This is a genomic window from Actinocrinis sp., from assembly GCF_035938995.1.
GTDB lineage: Bacteria > Actinomycetota > Actinomycetes > Streptomycetales > Catenulisporaceae > DASZGI01.
Genome location: NZ_DASZGI010000075.1, coordinates 1 through 18,707 on the forward strand (window position 1 = coordinate 1; position 18,707 = coordinate 18,707).

Annotated in this window: 18 protein-coding genes; 10 read left to right on the forward strand and 8 right to left on the reverse strand. The window is 71.1% G+C overall.

The features are described from left to right. Nucleotides 1-503: 503 nt before the first annotated feature. From VGZ32_RS04805 to VGZ32_RS04815, 3 genes are all read left to right on the forward strand, one after another. Nucleotides 504-1,340 (forward strand): FkbM family methyltransferase, encoded by an 837-nt coding sequence (locus VGZ32_RS04805; RefSeq protein ID WP_326884585.1) that lies wholly within the window; start codon nucleotides 504-506, stop codon nucleotides 1,338-1,340. A gap of 134 nt (nucleotides 1,341-1,474) precedes the next feature. Next, on the forward strand, nucleotides 1,475-2,788 hold the full coding sequence (locus VGZ32_RS04810; protein WP_326884586.1) for an NADH-ubiquinone oxidoreductase-F iron-sulfur binding region domain-containing protein: 1,314 nt from the start codon (nucleotides 1,475-1,477) through the stop codon (nucleotides 2,786-2,788). Continuing rightward, entirely contained in the window at nucleotides 2,785-3,003 is a 219-nt protein-coding gene (locus VGZ32_RS04815) for a ferredoxin (protein WP_326884587.1), read from the forward strand. The genes VGZ32_RS04810 and VGZ32_RS04815 overlap by 4 nt, the downstream gene beginning before the upstream one ends. 29 nt (nucleotides 3,004-3,032) lie before the next feature. Here the strand turns inward: VGZ32_RS04815 and VGZ32_RS04820 are convergent, their stop codons facing one another. Further along, on the reverse strand, nucleotides 3,033-3,560 hold the full coding sequence (locus tag VGZ32_RS04820) for a hypothetical protein (RefSeq protein ID WP_326884589.1): 528 nt from the start codon (nucleotides 3,558-3,560) through the stop codon (nucleotides 3,033-3,035). A 97-nt stretch (nucleotides 3,561-3,657) separates the two neighbouring features. On the opposite strand from VGZ32_RS04820, the gene VGZ32_RS04825 reads away from it, so the two are divergent. Continuing rightward, on the forward strand, nucleotides 3,658-4,344 hold the full coding sequence (locus tag VGZ32_RS04825; protein ID WP_326884590.1) for a response regulator transcription factor: 687 nt from the start codon (nucleotides 3,658-3,660) through the stop codon (nucleotides 4,342-4,344). A 55-nt stretch (nucleotides 4,345-4,399) separates the two neighbouring features. Beyond that, on the forward strand, nucleotides 4,400-5,773 hold the full coding sequence (locus VGZ32_RS04830; protein WP_326884591.1) for a HAMP domain-containing sensor histidine kinase: 1,374 nt from the start codon (nucleotides 4,400-4,402) through the stop codon (nucleotides 5,771-5,773). Here the strand turns inward: VGZ32_RS04830 and VGZ32_RS04835 are convergent. From VGZ32_RS04835 to VGZ32_RS04860, 6 genes are all read right to left on the reverse strand, one after another. Next, nucleotides 5,756-7,648, reverse strand: a complete 1,893-nt coding sequence (locus VGZ32_RS04835; protein WP_326884592.1) for a glycosyltransferase family 39 protein — start codon at nucleotides 7,646-7,648, stop codon at nucleotides 5,756-5,758. The genes VGZ32_RS04830 and VGZ32_RS04835 overlap by 18 nt on opposite strands. Continuing rightward, the gene (locus VGZ32_RS04840; RefSeq protein WP_326884593.1) at nucleotides 7,645-8,334 is read right to left on the reverse strand and encodes a ferric reductase-like transmembrane domain-containing protein; all 690 of its coding nucleotides are present in this window, start codon (nucleotides 8,332-8,334) and stop codon (nucleotides 7,645-7,647) included. The genes VGZ32_RS04835 and VGZ32_RS04840 overlap by 4 nt, the downstream gene beginning before the upstream one ends. 2 nt (nucleotides 8,335-8,336) lie before the next feature. Further along, on the reverse strand, nucleotides 8,337-9,329 hold the full coding sequence (locus VGZ32_RS04845; RefSeq protein WP_326884594.1) for an FAD:protein FMN transferase: 993 nt from the start codon (nucleotides 9,327-9,329) through the stop codon (nucleotides 8,337-8,339). 2 nt (nucleotides 9,330-9,331) lie between these two features. Continuing rightward, nucleotides 9,332-9,802, reverse strand: a complete 471-nt coding sequence (locus VGZ32_RS04850; RefSeq protein ID WP_326884595.1) for a hypothetical protein — start codon at nucleotides 9,800-9,802, stop codon at nucleotides 9,332-9,334. Between the two features lie 353 nt (nucleotides 9,803-10,155). Next, on the reverse strand, nucleotides 10,156-10,488 hold the full coding sequence (locus VGZ32_RS04855) for a TfoX/Sxy family protein (protein ID WP_326884596.1): 333 nt from the start codon (nucleotides 10,486-10,488) through the stop codon (nucleotides 10,156-10,158). A gap of 75 nt (nucleotides 10,489-10,563) precedes the next feature. Then, the gene (locus VGZ32_RS04860) at nucleotides 10,564-11,421 is read right to left on the reverse strand and encodes a GntR family transcriptional regulator (protein ID WP_326884597.1); all 858 of its coding nucleotides are present in this window, start codon (nucleotides 11,419-11,421) and stop codon (nucleotides 10,564-10,566) included. A 267-nt stretch (nucleotides 11,422-11,688) separates the two neighbouring features. Between VGZ32_RS04860 and VGZ32_RS04865 the strand changes: the two genes are divergently transcribed. From VGZ32_RS04865 to VGZ32_RS04885, 5 genes are all read left to right on the forward strand, one after another. Continuing rightward, nucleotides 11,689-13,125 (forward strand): purine-cytosine permease family protein, encoded by a 1,437-nt coding sequence (locus tag VGZ32_RS04865; protein WP_326884598.1) that lies wholly within the window; start codon nucleotides 11,689-11,691, stop codon nucleotides 13,123-13,125. 96 nt (nucleotides 13,126-13,221) lie between these two features. Next, a complete protein-coding gene (gene fdrA / locus VGZ32_RS04870) occupies nucleotides 13,222-15,009 on the forward strand; it encodes an acyl-CoA synthetase FdrA (protein WP_326884599.1) in 1,788 nt (595 codons plus the stop codon). A gap of 17 nt (nucleotides 15,010-15,026) precedes the next feature. Further along, a complete protein-coding gene (locus VGZ32_RS04875) occupies nucleotides 15,027-16,313 on the forward strand; it encodes a DUF1116 domain-containing protein (protein ID WP_326884600.1) in 1,287 nt (428 codons plus the stop codon). After that, nucleotides 16,310-17,245 carry a DUF2877 domain-containing protein gene (locus tag VGZ32_RS04880; protein ID WP_326884601.1) on the forward strand — a complete coding sequence of 312 codons (936 nt, stop codon included), beginning with the start codon at nucleotides 16,310-16,312 and terminating at the stop codon, nucleotides 17,243-17,245. The genes VGZ32_RS04875 and VGZ32_RS04880 overlap by 4 nt, the downstream gene beginning before the upstream one ends. Next, complete coding sequence (locus VGZ32_RS04885; RefSeq protein ID WP_326884602.1) at nucleotides 17,242-18,246, forward strand: carbamate kinase; 1,005 nt, start codon at nucleotides 17,242-17,244, stop codon at nucleotides 18,244-18,246. Before VGZ32_RS04880 ends, VGZ32_RS04885 begins: the two co-directional genes overlap by 4 nt. 29 nt (nucleotides 18,247-18,275) lie before the next feature. Here VGZ32_RS04885 and VGZ32_RS04890 read toward each other — a convergent pair. Then, nucleotides 18,276-18,707 (reverse strand): MFS transporter (locus VGZ32_RS04890; protein WP_326884603.1); only part of this gene is annotated, 432 nt, incomplete at its 5' end.

Genomic DNA, 18,707 nt, shown 5'->3' on the forward strand with positions numbered 1-18,707 from the left:
CGTGAAACTTGCACCCGCGGCAGCGAGACGGCGGGGGTCACGGTCACGCCTCCGGCGCCGACCGCCGTGGTCATCCGCAATTTCGTCCCGGTCACCGGATGACCCCGCCGGAACGGCCGCCGGGAGAACCGGTCGACGAGCGAGCCGCCCAGCTCTACCCCGACAGCATCGCCACGGCTACGCCGCAGGCATTCACCGTGGCCTCCCCGTCCATCGTGCATTCATGTGAGCCTCCGGGCACGCCATGGGGAGCCCGGGACATCACATCATTGACGTCATATGCCTGTTGTCGCGCAGCGGGAGCGTAGCACCGGTCCCGCCCGCGCAGGAGCGAGACACGCGAGCGCCCCGTCGTGTTCACGATCGGTATCTAAGATGAGCCGTATGTGAGGGCGCGTGGATACATTCGTGGCTGGCTCGACGGGCTTGACCTGGCCAACGGGCGTCGCGCGGAGACCTGCGCGCGATGGTGTTGCAGTGTGCTGGGCTGATACGGTCTGCGCGTGGTCCAGGACGCTGCGGCGAGGCCCCAACTCCGTGCCGTCAACGGATGGGAGGCCGACTTCCTGTGGGACGAGGTGCCCAGCTATCTCGATCACGGGATCCGGCTTGCGCCCGGCGCTACGGTGCTGGATGTCGGCGCGAACATCGGTGTCTTCTCCGCTTACGTGTGGCAGCGGTTGGGCGGCGATGTGCGCATCCTTGCTTTCGAGCCGGTGCCACCGATTCACGCGTTGCTCGCGCGTAATGCCGCGGAGGTGCTCGGCGACCGAGTGACTCCGCTGCCGTACGGGCTCTCGGCCGCGGACGGCGAGATCGAGATCACGTACTTCCCGGGCGCCACGCTGCTTTCGTCGAGCCGGCGCGGCGCGGGGAATCTCGAACAGGAGCAGGAGCGGGCGGCTGCAGCGCTGTTCGAAGGGATCAAGGAGGATGGCGCGCGGCGACACCCGGTGCTCAGGCGAATGCCGGGATTCGTGCTGCGGCCGCTCATCCGGGCGGGAATGCGGCGCCTGCGCAGCATGGAGACATACCGGGTCCAGGTGCGGTCGCTCTCGCGGGTGCTCCAGGACCTGTCCGTCGACCACGTCGACCTGCTGAAGATCGACGTGGAGGGCGCGGAGTTCGACGTGCTGGCCGGGATCGACGACGCCGACTGGCCGCGGATCAGGCAGGTCGTCATCGAGGTCGAGCGGTGGGGCGCGCACGAGCCGGCGATTCGCGACATCCTGGCGGGGCGCGGATTCGCAGTCCACGCCGAGCGGGCCTCGGTGGCCGGTGATATCGGGCTCGTATATGGCATGCGGGACAGCGGCTCGGGCGACCGCGCATCGGCCTGACCAACCTGCGCCAGATCTGCTGAATTCGCCGCGGTCCTTGGCTCAGTCGCGACCGTTAGCAGCCTCTTAGGCGGGTCTTAGCACTTCCTGCGCTGTGCTGAAGACCCGAGCGGCCGGCAGGAGGAGCCCGATTGGTGATCACACGCGACGTCGCGCCTGCGCGGACGACGGCGCCGCGGCTGCTCGCCGGGGCCCGGCCGGGCAGGCCGCTCGATCTGACCACGCATCAGCAGGTGCACGGCCCCGCGCCGCTCGGCGGCGGCGTCGCCGAGCGTCCGGAGCGGCTGATCGACGTGATCGAGCGCTCGGGCCTGACCGGCCGCGGCGGCTCGGGTTTCCCGACCGGGCGCAAGCTGCGGTCGGTTCTGGCCGGGAAGCGGTCCGCGGTGGTCGTGGCCAACGGTGCGGAGGGCGAGCCGGGCAGCGCCAAGGACCACCTCCTGCTGAGCGTGGCACCGCACCTCGTGCTCGACGGGATCTCGCTGGCCGCGCAGGCGCTGGGCGCCCAGGACGCGTACCTGGTCGTGCACCGCGGGCAGCCGCGTCTCGTGGACCGGGTGGAGCAGGCCATCGCGGAGCGGGAGCAGGCCGGGCTCGATCCGGTCGCCATCCGCCTGGCCGAGATCCCCCGGCGCTACGTCTCCAGCGAACAGTCCGCGATCGTGCAGTTCCTGGACCGCGGCGTCGGCAAGCCGACGTACGCCCCGCCGCGCCCGCACGAGCGCGGCGTCGGCGGGCGCCCGACGCTGGTCAACAATGTCGAGACGCTCGCGCATCTGGCGCTGATCGCCCGGCACGGCGACGCCTGGTTCCGCTCCGCGGGCTCCCCCGAGGCACCCGGCACCACCCTGGTGACCCTCAGCGGCGCGGTCGTGCGGCCGGGGGTGTACGAGATCGAGATGGGCACGCCGATCGGGGAGATCTTCCTGCGGGCGGGCGGAATGGCCGAGCGGCCGCAGGCGATCCTGGCCGGGGGCTACTTCGGCACCTGGATCCCGGCCGACGAGGCCTGGTACACCCCGCTGACCCGGGCGGACCTGCGCGCCGTGGGCGGGTCGCTGGGCGCGGGCATCCTGATCGCGCTGCCCGAGCGCTGCTGCGCGCTGGCCGAGACCGCGCGGGTGGTGCGCTACCTGGCCGAGGAGAGCGCCGGACAGTGCGGTCCGTGCGTGTTCGGGCTGCCCGCGCTGGCCGAGGAGTTCGCCGCTCTGGCCTTCAACGGGGGCCGCGGCCGCACGCTGGCCCGGATCGAACAGCTGATCGGCCTGGTCGAGGGCCGGGGTGCGTGCAAGCACCCGGACGGTGCGACCGGGCTGGTGCGTAGCGCGTTGAAGACCTTCGCCGAGGACGCCTATTGGCACAACGAGGACAGGCCCTGCGACGGCGTGCGGCACGCGCCGCTGCTGCCGCTGCCCGAAGACCACAAGCGCGACTGGGAGTTCAGGTGAGCCATTACCTGCGCGTCAATCCGATCACCTGCGAGGCCCACGGGATGTGCGCCGAGCTGCTGGGAGAACTGGTCGACCTGGACCCGTGGGGATACCCGATCCTGGCGCGGGGGCCCGTGCCCAGGGATCTGGTCGCGCATGCGCGCCGAGCCGTGGCCAGCTGCCCGACGCTCGCGCTGATCCTGGACCAACGCACTCGAGCGCGCACGACGTGATCGGCGCGGCGGCGCTGTTCGTCCGGCCGCTATTCGTCCGGCCCGGTCGATTCGCTCTCACCAGAGAAAGCGGTCGGCACGCCGCTATGGCAGACGGCACCCAGGTAGACATGGCTGAGGCCGGACTGGAAGATCACCCGCGCGATGGGTGCCGGGCCCCGGCGCACGGCCGCGACCTGATAGTTCTGCGCCGGACTCCATGACGTGAGGTACGCGCCGGACGCCGTGCACACGGCGATGACCGATCCGCCCGCCGACGTCAGCGTCCTCGGGGCGGATGTCGTCGGGGCGGCGCTGGCGGACGGTGAGACCGAGGGCGCGGCCGACGGGGATGCGGAGGCTGACGCGCTGGCGGAGCTTTCCTGCGGTGAGTCCTGCGTGGACGGCGACACCTGCGCCAGCGCGCTGTCGACTTGGTCGACGCTGAGCGTGCGCACCGGGGTGGTGCTGATGCCCTGGCCGATCCACGAGACGGCGACCAGTGTTCCGCTGGTGGCCACCGCCGCCCCCGCGAGCCACGCGGAGACACTCACGAGAATGCGTCCCTTCACGCCCATGAAGCTCCTCCCCCGCCCGCTAAGGCCGGGCAAAGGCAACACCAAGAATCCCGGCGGGTTCCGAGACTCCTGCGGCGTTAGGTTATCGTCTGGCCTCATGGCCCAGCTGCTGCTCGTGGAGGACGACGCGGCGATCCGTCGGGCGCTGATCCGCTCGCTGACCGCGCTCGGCCACGCCGTCGCCAGCGCCGCGACCGCGATGGAGGCGGTCGGGCACGTCGTCGAGCACCGGCCGGACCTGGTCCTGCTGGACCTGGGGCTGCCGGATCTCGACGGCCGCGAGGCGCTGCGCATGATGCGGGCGGTCAGCACCGTTCCGGTGATCGTGGCCACCGCCCGGGACGACGAGGCCGAGATGATCCGGCTGCTCGACAACGGCGCCGACGACTACATCGTCAAGCCGTTCGGCGCGGGCCAGGTGGACGCGCGCATCCGCGCCGTGCTGCGCCGGGCGGTCGCCGCCACGCCCGCCGACGCGACGATCACCATCGGCGGGTTGATGCTGCGCCCGGACGCCTACGAGGCGCGGCTGGACGGCACGATGCTGGACCTGAGCCCGAAGGAGTTCGACCTTCTGCACTACCTCGCCACCCGGCCGGGCCAGGTGGTCACCAAACGCGACCTGCTGACCAACGTCTGGCGGCAGCCTTACGGCGGCGCGGACAAGACGGTCGACGTGCACCTGGCGTGGCTGCGGCGCAAGCTCGGCGAGAGCGCGCAGGAGCCGCGCTACCTGCGCACCGTGCGCGGCGTCGGCGTCAAACTCGTCGATCCGACGCAATGAGCGGCCCGACACGGCGGGCGGACCCGGCGGCTGCGGCGGTCCGCGGGCGGTCTCGATGAGGCTGCGCCTGGTGCTGCTCGTGCTGGCGACCACCTCGCTGGTGCTCACCGCGTTCCTGCTCCCCCTGGCGCTGCTGATCCGCACCTTCGCGGCCGACCGTGCGGTGGCCGGCGCGGTGGCCCAGGCCCAGTCGCTGACCCCGGTCGTCGCGACGGTGTCCGGCAACACGCTCACGCTGGCCGTCGACCAGCTCAACGCGGCCTCCCCGGACCAGCCGGTCACCGTGTTCCTTCCGGACGGCGCCACGGTCGGGGCGCGGGCACAGGCCTCTGCCGGGGTGCGCCTGGCGCGCAGCGGGCGCAGCATCACCGCCCAGGTTCCCGGGGGACTCGAAGTGCTCGTCTCCGTCCAGGGACTGCCCGGCGACGCGACCGCCTCGGGCAGCGGGCTCGGCGGCACGGCGGTCATCCGGGTGTTCGTGCCCGACTCGGTGCTGCGGCACGGGGTGGTGCGCGCCTGGCTGTTGCTCGCCGCCGTCGGCCTGGGCCTGCTCGCGCTGAGCGCGCTGGTCGCCGACCGGCTCGCGCGCTCGCTGGTGCGGCCGCTGGCGGACCTGGCCGGCGCCTCGGACCGGCTGGCCGAAGGGGATCTGACGGCGCGTGCCGAACCCGCCGGGCCCCGGGAGGTGCAGCGGGTCGGGACCGCGCTCAACGGACTGGCGGTGCGCATGGGCGAACTGCTCGCCCGGGAGCGCGAGTACAGCGCCGACCTCTCGCACCGGCTGCGCACCCCGCTGACCGCGCTGCGCATCGACGCCGAAGGCATTGCCGATCCGGAGAGCCGGGACCGCATCGGCGAGGGCGTCGACGCCGTCGAGGGCGCGGTCAACGAGATCATCCGCGAGCTGCGCCGACCCGCACGCGAGGGCGTGTGGGTGACCTGCGACGCGGCGGCCGTGGTCGATGAGCGCGCCAGCTTCTGGTCGGCGCTGGCCGAGGAGCAGCAGCGGCCGATGACGGTGCGCACCGCGCCCGGTCCGCTGCCGGTGCGGGTCGGCTCCGAGGATCTGGCCGCGGCGGTGGACGTGTTGCTCGACAACGTGTTCGCGCACACTCCAGACGGCACCGCGTTCGCCCTCGAACTGGTCGCCCGCCCCGCCGGGGGCGCCCGGCTCTCGGTCGACGACGCCGGACCCGGGCTGTCCGGGCGCACCGCGGTGCACCGCGGCGTCAGCGGCGAGGGCTCCACCGGTCTGGGGCTGGACATCGCCCGCCGCACCGCCGCCTGCTCCGGAGGCGCGCTGACCGTGGGAAGCGGCACACTGGGCGGAGCGCGCGTCACCCTCGAACTCGGCCCGCCGCTGGAACCGAAGTACCGGCGCGGCCGCCGTCGCCACCGCGCCGCTTCCCGGTCAACCCGCGGCTCGTAGGGACTGGGCAGAGGCGCGGGCAGGCCCGCAATCGTAGAGCGTCACCACCGCCGCGTTCAGCGCCTGCGGCGTGGGAAACGACACGATCGCGCACGTCGCGACGATCCAGTGATCCGCTGCGGTCGGCGGCACCGGGTGCGTCAGCACGGCGTAGCGCACCTCGCCCGATGCGACCAGGTGTGCGAAATCCGAGCCGGACGGGAACGGCACCAGCCCGGTGAAGCCGCCGATGACCAGCACCGGTCCGGCGCCGGAGCCCAGCAGCGGTTCGGCGGGCCCCGCACCGGCGGTCGCGGCCAGAAAGCGTGTCGTGCCCCGGTGAACGCGCAGGTAGTTCCACAGTGAGGCGCTGCCGGCGCCGGGCGCTGCGAGGGTGTAGTCGGGCAGCGGTCGATGCAGGTCGACCACGGTGTGGTGGTTCGAGCCGGCGGGGCCTGCCATGGGCGCGAACGGCGTGCCGTAGTAGAGCGGGTTGAGAGCGGACAGCGCCCACGCCGTGGGTGCGAGCAGCAGCGAACACGCGCCGACTGCGGCGCCGCCCCGAATCACCGCCGGGCGCAGACGCTGCGCGCGGCGGTGCGCGCAGGCCGTCAACGCCAGTGCGGCGCAGAGCCCTGTCGCCGCGGTGGCGCCGGTAAGCCAGGGCACGAAGTCCGGGTGGTGCGCATCGAGCCACGCCGCCCAGCAAACCCCGGCGACCAGCGCGAGCGGGAGACCGCGCCCCCTGATGCCGCCAGCGCCGACGCCGTGCACCCGGTACAGCCGCACCGCCGTGTCCCCGGCGAGCGCCGCGAGCGCGGGTGCCAGGTCGGCCGTGTAGTAACCGTGGAACGCGCTCGCGAGGCTGAACGCGACGACATGGACGAGCAGCCAGCCACCCCACAGCAGATAGCCCGCCCGCGTGCGGTCGCCCCGCGCCGTGCCGACCACCCGGCGCAGCGCGATCCCGAGGCCGACCAGGGCCAGGGGCGCGGCCCACGCGTATTGGGGCGCGAAGTAGACCGGGTCAAGCAGCGTGCGCCATCCCATGGTGTTCGTCGGCGTGCCCGCCGCGACGATGGCCGCTTGGGCGCCGGACGTCTGGCCGAATCGGTCCAGTGCGTTGTAGCCGAAGACCATGGCGAACGGGTTGTCGTCGACGGTGCCGTCGGCGTAGGGCCGGTGGGCGGCCGGGATGAGCCACAGGGCGCTGACGTAGACCAGCGAAGCGCCGACCGAGACCAGACACATCGAGGCGGCCCGTGTCCATCGGCGTAGTGGTGGAACGGGGCCTTCGATCAGGTAGACGGCCGCGAAGACGGGAAGCAGCAGCCACGCCTGCGCCATCTTGACCTGGAAGGCGAGCGCGACCCACAAGCCGCAGCGCAGCAGCGCCCCCGGGACAGCGCGCTCGAGGGACTTGGTCAGCGAACCGGCCGCCGCCAGCGACAACAGCACCAGGAGCGGGTCGGGCAGCTCGCTGCGTTCGGTGACGACGACGGCCGGGGTCGTCGCGAAGACCACGGCGGCGACGGTGGCTGCGCCGCCGCCCGCCCACTTGAGGACCAGGCGGTACAGCAGCACGGTCGCCGCGACGCCCTCGACGGCCTGCGGCAGCATCAGTGCCCAGACATGCGGGCCGAAGACGTGCAGGGACAACGCCTGAACCCACAGTGCCCCGGGCAGCTTGTCCACGCTGATGGACGCCGACGGATCGAGCGCGCCGAATGCGAACGACTTCCAGCTTCCGGACATCGACCGCGCGGCCGCGGCGTAGTACGGGTGCACCGACTCGTGCGCCAGGCCCCAGGTGGACACGACGGCGGCGAACAGGGCGACGGCGCCGACCGGCATCTGCCGGCGCAGGCGGGCGCCGACGAATGCGAAGCGGTTCACTTCCCGCCGAGGTCTGCCGACCGAGCGCCGAGCGCGCGCTGCGACCAGTGCGGCGCCAGCGGGCCGCTCCACGCCCACGCTCCGAGCGCGAGCACCGCGGCCACGGTCGCTGCGGCCACGCCCAGGCGCAGACCCTTGCGCGCGGGCCAGCCGTTCGCGAGCCGCCAGCCGATCGCGCAGACGACACACGCGACGCAGAGCACCGCCATCGCCGACATCCACGGGGTCGCCGGATCGGTTCCGGTGCCCAGCGCATGCACGAGCGCGACTGGCCAGCACACGTACGCCAGCCAGTGGATCATCCGCCAGCTGCGGAAACCCAGCCGCAGCCGCACCAGGCTGGTGACGATCAGGGCGAGCAGCAGGTCCGAGGCGACCGCGCCCAGGCCGAGCCAGAACGTGCGGTAGTGCGAGCTGAACGGAATGAACGCGGCGCTCAGCGCGATCGAGGTGTAGGAGTCCACGACCGTGGTCAGCACGTGCAGGGCCAGGAACACCACGGCGAGCAGCGAGGTGTTGCGGTGCAGCCCGACCGTGACGAAGCGCGGCAGCTTCGCGGTGGTGAACCGAACCACCGTCACCAGGCCGAGCACCACGCACAACGTCAGCAGCAGGAACGCGACTAGGCCGGTGGCGCGGGTCGCGTACCACAGGCCGGGTCCTTGGAAGGAGACGTGGACAGGCATGGTCAGGATCCGTTTCCGGTCGCCGCGTCGGGGCGGGGCCAGGGGCCGGTGTAGGTCGTGGCGCCGTCGGGTCGCACGAGCCGCGCCGGCATGCCCAGTGCTTCGAGCCAGGCAACGGCGCCCGGCCCGCGCACGATCGCGGCGGTCGAGGCGATGTTGGCGGCGACGCACGTGTCCCCAGCCACCGTGACCGTCTGCCAGTACGGTTCTGCGCTGCGCCCGGTCGCCGGGCTGACGATGTGGTGCACGTTCTCCGGGCCGCGGCGCCAGACGCGCACACCGGTGCTTGAGGTCGCGAGCCCGCCGACCGTGACGGCCACGGCCTGCTGCGGCACCCGTCCGGCGGCGTCCTCGTCATCGATCACGCGCACCCGCCAGCCGCCGTCCGGGGCCTGGCCCGCAACGGCGATGTCCCCGCCCAGGTTGACCAGGACGCCGCAGCCGACCGCCGCGTGGATACGCGCGGCGGCGCGGTCGGCCGCCAGCGCCTTGGCCGTGGCGCCCAGGTCCAGGACCACGCCGGAGGGCACCCGCACCAGGTTCTCCCGGCGGTCGAGCTCGACCTTGCGCCAGCCCGGGATCGCGCGTGCGGTGACCACGCCGTGCTTGCCGCCGCGCGCGTCCCCGGAGGCGACCGCGGCGAAATCGCGGTCGTAGCCGAGATCGATCAGCGCCCCGCCGCAGGTCGGATCGACGTCGCCGTCGGTGGCCGCGGCCGCCTCCAACGCCACCGCCAGCGCCTGCGTCAGCAGTGCGCTGATCCGCACCGGGCGGCCCGGCGCGTGGTTGACCCGGGTCAGCTCGGAGTCCGGCCGGAACCGGGAGCAGGCCAAGTCGATCGCCGCGAGTTCCTCCTCCAGCAGGGCCCGGCCCCGCTCGAGCGCGGCCGGACAGTCCACGAGCAGGCTCGCCGTGGTGCCCAGCGCGCGGAAGGAAACCTGCGGCGTCGCACCGGCGGACGGGCCGGCCGCGCCGACGCTGCTGTCGGCTCGCATCGCTACTTGGTCGCCGACGTCGTCGTCTGCACCGGCGCGGACGTCGTGGTCGGCGGTTTGGGCGGCGGGGCTACGGGGGTCGAGGACTTGGGCGCGGGACCGGGCGGCGCGCTGGACCGCACGGGCGCCGGGGCGGTGCTCTGGCCGCCGCTCTTGGCCGCCGCGGACGTGCCTGCTGCTGCGGGCGCCGAGGACGAACCCGCCGCCGCAGAAGAGCTCTGACCCGCACCGGATCCGGAGGCGGGGGAAGAGGCCGGATCCGATGCGGTACCGGACTGGCTCGCCCCGGCACTGCCCGTGGGCTGCGGAACGGTCGACGCGGTACCGGCCGCGTTCGTGGGCGCGGACCGCGCGAAGAGCGTCACGAAGGCCACCACCGTCAGAGCGCTCAGCTGCGTCGCGCGCCAGGTCAGCTTGCCGAGCCGGCGCAGGCCCTCCTGACGGCCGCCGTCGTCGAATTCGTCATGCCGCACGTGTCTTCACCCTTCCGTTCAGGTACAGGGCGTGGCTGCCGCGGCGTGTGGGTCGCCCGGCTCGCGCACGGCGGTCAGCACACCGGACCTGACGCTAAGACGCACCTAAGGAGCCACTAAGAAGACGTCTGGCACGGCAGACGCCAGGGCGCCGACGCGGCCCTCGGCCGGGGCGCCTACGAAGCGGCCTACGCTCGCGGCGCCCGTCTCGACCTCGACGAGGCGGTCGCCTACGCGCTCGGCGAACCAGTACGACCCGTGACGGCATCCCCATAACCGCCGTATCCCAACATACGAATCCAACCGCTACCGCAATCCCACGAACGGAGGCTCACCGGCCCGGCGAACGCGCTCTACTTGACCGGAAGAGAACGGGCGTGCCCGACACCCCTACGCACCCACGTTTCCAACTCGCGATCGGTGCGCACGTCCTCTGGGGCCACGCGCAACCACCCCGCCATCGCCTTGCCCCGCATGACCGCCACCGTCGCTCCCGTCGTGCGCACGAGTTCGTCCGACTCCTTCGGATCGACACGCACGAGAACGCCGCCCTGGCCGCTTGCCGCGATCGCCATATTCCCGCCGATCAGGAACGCGAGACCGCCGAACATCGCCTTCTCGGTCAGCCGGTCCTCAGACCCGAGACACACGCGGATGCGATCTGCCAGATCCACGTCATACGCCATCGCGGCCTCCCCTGCGAACGTGACGCCAAGGCCATCATCAGCCCCACCAGATCAACCGTCCATCTCCGGGTAGGGCTACTGGCCGGTCGGCGTGGCGGTCTTCGACGCAAGCATCGACATCACGCCTTGCGCATCCGGACCGGCGTCATCGGCGGCGGGGTACTTGATATCGACGGTGAATCGGAAGTGATCAGACCGGACGACGGTCCGGGTGAAGGAGACCGGCACGCCGTTTCTGTCCAGGTCTACCGAGCTCAGGAGGAACACCGGGGAATGCTGCGGAGTGTCGATCAGTTCGGCCTCGAATTCCGTGGCCAGACTGATTTCCACCGTCATCCGTGATTCGCTGAGCCAGAAGTCATAGGCCGCAGCCAATTGAGCAAGAACATCCGGGCCACCCTCGACCAGCGAGAGGACGCCGTCAGCGTCGCCCGTCAGCCGGCTCAGCGCCGGCGTGGCATCCATCCGCACGTAGATCTGGCTGAACGACGCCGGCTGACCGCCCACGGTCTGGGTCACGGTCAACTCGAGGATCTCGTCCTCCGGCGCCGTGCTAAGCACCCTGCCGACGTGAGCGCCCGCCAGGACCCGGCGCACGTCGATCACCTGACCGAGCCGCGGCTCCCCGGTCAGCCCACCGCGCGACCACTCCCCCGCCGCAGCCACCGCCTCATAGCGAAACTTCGGCTTGGCCACCACCGTTCCCCGGCCCTTTTGCCGGATCACGGCGCCGTCGGCCTCGAGCATGTCCAGCGCCTTGCGAATGACCGTCCTGCTGACGACGAAGATCTCCTCCATGCCGGCCTCGCTCGGCAGCAGGTCTCCCGGCGCCCATCTGCCGAGCTCGATCTCCTCTTTGAGGATTTCGCCCAGTTGATAGTAATAGGGAATTCGACTGCCCTTGTCGATGAGTCGGATCGGAGGGCTCTGCATCGAACGTCTCTCCGCTTTCTCTCTGTCTTTCACCGAAGGGCTGTCGCGCGTTCCATGGTAGGTCCCTGGGAGTGCCCGGCCCGCGAGGTACGCCCGGCGCCCGCTCTTGACCTGCCCCGTCCGGGAGAGCTAGCTTACGAAGCGTAACCTAGGATCCTAGGATAACAAATTTCGGCCCAGCTTCGATGGGTCCTTAGCTTCACCGGGCCTGGGCCAGCGTCCGGCGGCATCCACCGCGAACGCCGCACCCAGGCGAGAGGGCGAGCCATGACAGACCAGAAGACGCAAGCCGCCGCTGTCCGACCGCAGGTCCAGAAGGACGAGGCCTTCAGCGTCGAGACGCACGGGGTGAACACCATTCCGCTGGCGGACCGGCACGGCCGTCCCAGGGAGCTCTTCTTCGTCTGGGCGGCCGCCAACACCAACTACGTGTATCTCATCCTCGGCTCGCTCATCATCAGCTTCGGCGTGGGATTCTGGCCGGCCGTGGTGGCGATCGTCGTGGCGCACTCGTTCTACGTCCTGCTCGGCGCCGCCGCGATTCCCGGGCCGAAGGCGGGCACGGGCACGATGGTCGTGTCCCGAAGCGCGTTCGGGACCAGGGGAAACGGACCGTACGCCTTCCTCAGCTGGCTGACGACCGTCGGCTGGGAGGCCGTGTTCATCGTGGTCGCGACGCTCGCGCTGGTGCAGCTCGGTGAACTGGCCCACCTGAGCGGGCTGTGGGTGAAGATCGCCGCGCTCGCTCTGGTCGCTTCGGTCACCTTCGGGATCGCCATCTTCGGGCACGCCACGATCGTGCTGGTTCAGCGGATCCTCACCTACGCCCTCGGCGTCGGCACGGTACTGCTGGCGGTCTTCGTGCTGCCGAAGAGCCACCTCGGCGGCTTCTCCGTCAGCGCCGGCGCGGCCTCCACCTCGACCGCCACCTGGATCCTCGCGGTGGAGGTCCTGGTCGCGGGGTCGGCCATGTCCTGGATGAACTACCCCGCGGACTATGCCCGCTATCTGCGGCCGGACGAATCGTCCAAGGCGGTGTGGCTCTGCACGACTCTCGGGTCGATCATTCCCGCGATCGGCATCAGCGTCATCGGCGCCGCGGCCGGCACCGCCGCGAACATGACGGACCCGGTCGGCGGCCTGCGCACGCTCGTGCCCACCTGGTTCTTCGCGGTCTTCCTGCTCATCGTCATAGGCGGCGCCATCGCCAACAACTTCCTCAACACCTACTCCTCGGGGATGAGCCTGCTCGCCCTGCGAGTGCGGATCAGCCGCCCCCGCGCGGTCATGGCGGACGGCGTGATCGCGACCACGATGGCGGCCTACGCGCTCTTCGTGTCCAACTTCACCTCCTCCTTCCAGAACTTCCTCGCACTGATGGTGCTCTGGATCGCGCCCTGGGCAGGCGTCTACCTCGCAGAGATCTGGGTCCGGCGCAATTCGTACGACGCACAAGGACTTCAGAAGCCACGCGGCGGCCCCTACTGGTACAGAAGCGGTTGGAACCCGTCGGCGCTCATCGCGTTCGCAGCCGGCCTGGTATGCACCTACCTATTCACCAACGCGACTCTCCTGCGCGGTCCCCTGGTGGGCGCGATCGACGGCGCCGACATCTCCGTCTTCGTCGGACTGGCGGTTTCCTTCACCATCCACGTCGCGCTCGCGCGCAGGCCGACGACGGTTGCGCAGCAGCGCTCCCTCTAGCAGCAGGTTCGCGGGAAGTCCCGGGCGAAACACGCTGACCTGAGCGAGTACGCACTCACGGCGTCGTCCGCACCGTCCACGAGAAGGGAGCCGATCATGGTGACCGTGTGTCACATACAGCCGGACTACTACCGCGACTCAGTGTTCCTGATGCGCGCGGCGCAGGCGATCCGAAAGGATCCCGGGGTCCTCGACGTCGCCATGATGATGGGCACACCTGCGAACAAGCGCTCGCTCCGCGCCGGCGGCCTGCTGCCGCAGGCTGCTGAATCAGCCGATCCCAGCGACTTGATCGTCGTCGTGTCGGCCGAGACGCAAACCGCCGCCGATGCGGCGGTGGCCGCGGCGATCGCGCAGCTGACGGCGGCAACCGCCGCCGCCGACGGCCCCGGGACAGCTAGCGAGTCCCACTGGTCCAGCCTGGAGGAAGCGGTCCAGTCCGACCCGGAGGCGAACGTCGCGCTGATCTCCGTTCCGGGCGCCTTCGCCGCGGCGGAGGCACGGCGGGCGTTGTCCCGGGGCCTGAACGTCATGCTCTTCAGCGACAACGTGACCGTCGCGGCCGAGGTGAGGCTGAAAGCGATCGGCCGCGCCGAAGGCAGGCTGGTGATGGGGCCCGACTGCGGCACGGCGATCATCGACGGCGTGCCGCTGGGATTCGCCAACGCCGTGCCGCCGGGCAGAGTCGGCGTGATCGGCGCATCCGGCACCGGTATGCAGGCCGTCACCTGCCTGCTCGCCCGGGCGGGCCTGGGTGTCTCCCAGGCGATCGGCACGGGAAGCCGGGACCTTTCCGCCGAGGTGGGCGGCGCGTCGACCCTGCAGGCCTTGGAGCTGCTGGCGCGCGATCCGGCCACGGACGTGGTGGTACTCGTCTCGAAGCTGCCGTCTGCGCAGGTCGCCGACCGGGTGGTGGCGAGCCTGGGGGCCTGCGGAAAGCCGGGCGTCGTCAACTTCCTGGGCTACCTTCCAAAGGGTTCCGCGAGCGAGAGCGTGACCTACGTACGCCTTCTCGAAGACGTGGTGCCCGAGGTGGCCCGCCTGGTCGGGGCCGAATGGCCGTGCGGGCCACTGGAATTCTGGTGGCCGGGCGACGAGGTCGCGACCGTGCTCAAGTGCGAACGGGAGAAGCTGCTGCCGGGCCAGAACCTGATCCGCGGACTGTACTGCGGCGGAACACTGTGCCAGGAAGCAGCGCTGCTCTTGGCTGAGCGAAACCTGGCAGTTCAGCCCGCGGTCACGCCAGACGGCGCGAAGAGCGTCGTGTTTCCCAACGCCGACCACTGCCTCATCGACCTCGGTGGCGACGAGTTCACCGTCGGGCGCCCCCATCCGATGATCGACACGAGCCTGCGCGCGCAACTGCTGCTCCAGTGCGCTGGCGAACCTCATGTCGGCGTGGTGCTCTTCGACGTCGTGCTCGGCTTCGGCGCCCATCCGGACCCGGCGGCCGAGCTCGCCGAAGCGGTCGACGCCGGTCGACGCCGGGCGGCTCGCGACGGCCGGGAACTGTCGTTCATCGCCTCGGTGTGCGGTACGAACGCCGACCCGCAGGGCCTGCGCAGGTCGGAGGCGCTGCTCCAGACCGCGGGCGTGGTCGTGCTGCCGACCAACGCCCAGGCGGCGCGGCTGGCATGCCTGGTTGCCGGCGGCGGCGCTGCCGACGCCGATGCGTGCTCGGTCGTCCCGTCGCGATCCGACAGCGCGGCGGCTACCACCGGCTCACAGCCGCTCTTCGGCAGCCGGTGCCGGGTCGTCAACGTCGGTCTGCGTGGCTTCCATGACGCTCTGCGGACAGTGGGCGCCCCAGTGGTACAGGTCGACTGGCGCCCGCCGCTGGGCGGGGACCCCGCGCTCGCGGACCGGCTGGCGAAGATTCTCTGACGCCACCCGAGGTGGAGATGACACTCGAAATCACCCGCCGTCAGGTCGACGCGGCCAATGAGGTTGCGCTGGCCAGGATGCTCGCAGTGCAGCCCGTCTGGGTGGGCGTGGCACCGCTGGGCGAACTCTTCCCCGAGTTGCCGCGGCTGGCGCTGACGCACGCCGGCCCGCCGGTGACCTGGCGGCGTATGTCGGGCGCCCAGCGCGGCGCCGTGATCGCCGCTGTCCTGCACGAGGGTTGGGCGAAAACCCCGGCGGCGGCGACGCGGCTGGCGCAGGACGGCCGTCTCACGCTGGTGCCCAATCACGACCTGGGCGGCGTGGCTCCGATGGCCGGCGTCCTGTCCCCGTCGATGCAGGTGTTCGTCGTCGAGGACCGGGCCTCAGGCCGCCGCGCCTACAGCTCGATCGAGTACGACAGCTTGTTCGGATGCTATGACGAGGGTGCCCTGGAGGAGATCCGCACCTGGAACGACGTCTTCTACCCGGCACTTCGCCGGGCGCTGGGCGCCGTCGGCAGCCTGGATCTGAACCAGCTCATGGCGCAGGCGCTGATGATGGGCGACGAACTGCACAGCAGGCAGACGGCCGCCAGCGCACTGCTGCTGCGAAGGCTCGCGCCAGCGCTCGTCCGGGAGAACCCGCGGCCGGAGGCGGCGGCGACGCTCGACGAGTTGGCCGGCAACGAGCTGACGTTCCTGCCCCTGGCGATGGCCGCTGCCAAACTCATCGCCTCCGCCGCCGACGCGGTGCCGCTGAGCACCCTCGTCACCGCGATGAGCCGCAACGGAACCGAGTTCGGCATCCGCACGAGCGGAACCGGGCCGGCCTGGTTCACCGCGCCCGCTCCCGCCGTCCAGGGTGTCTACTTCCCCGGCTACGGCCCGGACGACGCCGGCCTGGACGTCGGCGACTCGGCCATCACCGAGACGGTCGGCCTGGGCGCGTTCGCCATGGCCGCGGCGCCGGGCATCGCCGGTCTGATCGGGCGCACCCACCGTGAGCTGCTCGCCGGCAGCGCCGAGATGTCGAAGATCACAGCGGGCCGCAATCCGGCACTCGCCGTCCCGCAGTGGGACTTCGCCGGGGCCATGCTCGGCATCGACATCCGCCGTGTCGTCCAGACCGCCGTGCTGCCGATCATCGATACCGCGACGGCGCACCGCGAACCCGGACACCGCATCATCGGCGCGGGCGTGTCCCGGGCGCCCGCGGCGTGTTTCATCCAAGCGCTCGAGGCCTGGTTCAGCATGAATCTCACTGACGAGTCGACAGTTCCGGCGGCGGCCGGGTGGGCGTCGTGAACGCACTGCGTGCAGTAGCCGCCGACGCGAGGCTCTTCGACGCCACCGGGAAGCCGGCCGTCGTCGCCTACGTGTCCGAGTCGGCGGTCAACCTCAGAAGCCCGGGAAACAGCTGGGTCATGCTCTGCGACGCGCGATTGGGGTGCGGGCCACGAACCGTGCTGGTCGAAGCCCATCGCGCACTCGCTCGTGCCGTGTCGGTCGGTGACACGGTGACGGTCGGGAAAACCTCCGTGGTCGGCGACGCCGGTGAGATCGTCACATGGGAACACGCGACACGCTGGCGGCCGTCACCCCCGCTCCTCGCCGGCGACGGGCTCGGCGCCCGCCTGTCCATCGCCGCGGACATCGTCAGCAGGCACGGCTGCTTCCTGGCGCGTCCGCTGATCTCCGGGCCGGTACTCGCGCTGCGCGACGGCTGTCTGGGCGCGAATCCAACGGCAATACAGCGCGCTGTCGCCGATCTGGCCGGACTCGGACCGGGCCTCACCCCCGCCGGTGACGACTACCTCGCCGGCTACCTCGCGGCGCTGCTGCACCTCGCGACCGACAGCCCCGCCGCCCTCACCGCCCGAACGCTTCTCCGCGCCGCCGTCAACACCATTGAACCCGGCAGCACACACCCGCTGTCGCAGTTCCTGCTCGGCGAGTACGCGGCAGGGATGATCCCGCAGTTCCTGGACGAGTGCCTTCGAGCGCTGCTGCGCCCATCCACGACGCAGCGCCTCAACGCCCGCGTACGGCGCGTGCTGCGGCACGGAGCCACCTCGGGCACCGAGATGATGCTCGGCATCCTCGACGCCGGCGCGGACTTCCGAATCGGATCGCACCCACAGCGCACGGACACAGGCCGCAGCAGGCCCGAAACACCCACCCGCCGACCCGGATCGGTTGAAGCTCTTTGGCATAGCACGGAAAGGATCCACCCATGAACGCTCGCCGTGTCGTCATCGCCCTCGGCGGAAACGCTCTGCTTGACAGAACCATGGCAGACACCGCGGAGGCCATGCGCGCCTCGGCGGATGTCGCGGCCGGGGTCATAGCCGAGATCGCGAGCCAGGGATGGGAGGTCGTCATCACGCACGGCAACGGCCCGCAGGTCGGCCGGATCCTGCTGCAGAACGAGACGGCCAAAGCGGTGACGGCCGCCATGCCGCTCGACGTCTGCGGCGCGCAGAGCCAGGGGCAGATCGGGTTCCTGCTGGTGACCGCCATCCGCAACACGTTCAAGGAGAAGGGGCTGGACCGGCCGGTGGTGAACATCCTCACGCTCACCCGGGTGCGTTCGGACGACCCCGCGTTCCAACATCCGGCGAAACCGATCGGCCCCTACTACGGGCGCGCGCAGGCCCGGCGCATGGCGCGGGACTTCGGATACCACATGAGCCCTCTGGGATCCGGCGATGGGAACTGGCGGCGCACCGTACCCTCGCCGCGGCCCTGCGCGATCGAACAGGCTCCCGAGATCGTCGGCCTGGTCCGCAGCGGCGCCACCGTCATCGCCTGCGGCGGAGGCGGGGTGCCGGTGGTCGAGATCGGCTCCCGCCTGGTCGGTGTCGAGGCCGTCGTGGACAAGGACCTCGCCGCCTGCATCCTGGCCCAGACCGTGCACGCCGATACGCTGCTGATCCTGACCGACGTGGACGGCGTGTACCGGGGATACGGAACACCACAACAGGAACGGCTCTCAACCCTCACGGTCAGCCAGGCCAGATCGCTTCTCGCCCAGGACGGCCTCGGCACCGGCTCGATGGGACCCAAGATCGACGCCGCCGCCAGCTTCACCGAGGCAACCGGATCCCCCGCCTACATCGCCCGCCTCGCGGACGGGGCCCGCGCACTATCCGAACACGCCGGAACACGCATCACCGCAGACCACAGCACACCGCTCGCCGGCCCCGCCGCCGAGCAGAGAACTAAAACAATAGCCTGATGCGATGCGTGGTCTGGGGCCGGCTGGAATCAGCCCTCGTGGGTCGCGGACTGGTTGGCCCCGGCGGGTGGTGACGAGCGGACGGTGGGCGGGAGCAGGTGCTCTACGGTCGGCTCGCCCTGCACGAGGTCCAGGGCGCGCTGTTCGAACTGTGCGTCGGCCCCGGTGAGCCGGTCGGAGTGCTGGCGCAGGTGCTCGCCCCATGAGCGCAGGGCGAAGACCTCGGTGAAGCCGTCCGCGCTGTCCCCGTCTCGGAACACGTCCCAGCGCACCGCGCCCGTGCGGCGCCGGGAACGCCCGACCAACTCCATGGCCTGCAGGAACGCCTGCTGGTTCGACTCGGCGACACGGTAGCGCTTGACGACGAGCACGGGTCCGTCGTCGGGATCGGGCTCGAAGACCAGGACCGGATCCGGCCAGTGGGAGGAGATGTTGCGGTCAAGCTTCCCGGTCAACGCGAG

Excerpts from the sequence above, each read along its gene's own strand:
- VGZ32_RS04875 (WP_326884600.1), top strand. The coding sequence starts at position 15,027 with ATGACACTCGAAATCACCCGCCGTCAGGTCGACGCGGCCAATGAGGTT.
- VGZ32_RS04855 (WP_326884596.1), bottom strand. The coding sequence starts at position 10,488 with ATGGCGTATGACGTGGATCTGGCAGATCGCATCCGCGTGTGTCTCGGG.
- VGZ32_RS04845 (WP_326884594.1), bottom strand. The coding sequence starts at position 9,329 with ATGCGAGCCGACAGCAGCGTCGGCGCGGCCGGCCCGTCCGCCGGTGCG.
- VGZ32_RS04825 (WP_326884590.1), top strand. The coding sequence starts at position 3,658 with ATGGCCCAGCTGCTGCTCGTGGAGGACGACGCGGCGATCCGTCGGGCG.
- fdrA (WP_326884599.1), top strand. The coding sequence starts at position 13,222 with ATGGTGACCGTGTGTCACATACAGCCGGACTACTACCGCGACTCAGTG.
- VGZ32_RS04865 (WP_326884598.1), top strand. The coding sequence starts at position 11,689 with ATGACAGACCAGAAGACGCAAGCCGCCGCTGTCCGACCGCAGGTCCAG.
- VGZ32_RS04860 (WP_326884597.1), bottom strand. The coding sequence starts at position 11,421 with ATGCAGAGCCCTCCGATCCGACTCATCGACAAGGGCAGTCGAATTCCC.
- VGZ32_RS04830 (WP_326884591.1), top strand. The coding sequence starts at position 4,400 with ATGAGGCTGCGCCTGGTGCTGCTCGTGCTGGCGACCACCTCGCTGGTG.
- VGZ32_RS04840 (WP_326884593.1), bottom strand. The coding sequence starts at position 8,334 with ATGCCTGTCCACGTCTCCTTCCAAGGACCCGGCCTGTGGTACGCGACC.
- VGZ32_RS04885 (WP_326884602.1), top strand. The coding sequence starts at position 17,242 with ATGAACGCTCGCCGTGTCGTCATCGCCCTCGGCGGAAACGCTCTGCTT.
- VGZ32_RS04820 (WP_326884589.1), bottom strand. The coding sequence starts at position 3,560 with ATGGGCGTGAAGGGACGCATTCTCGTGAGTGTCTCCGCGTGGCTCGCG.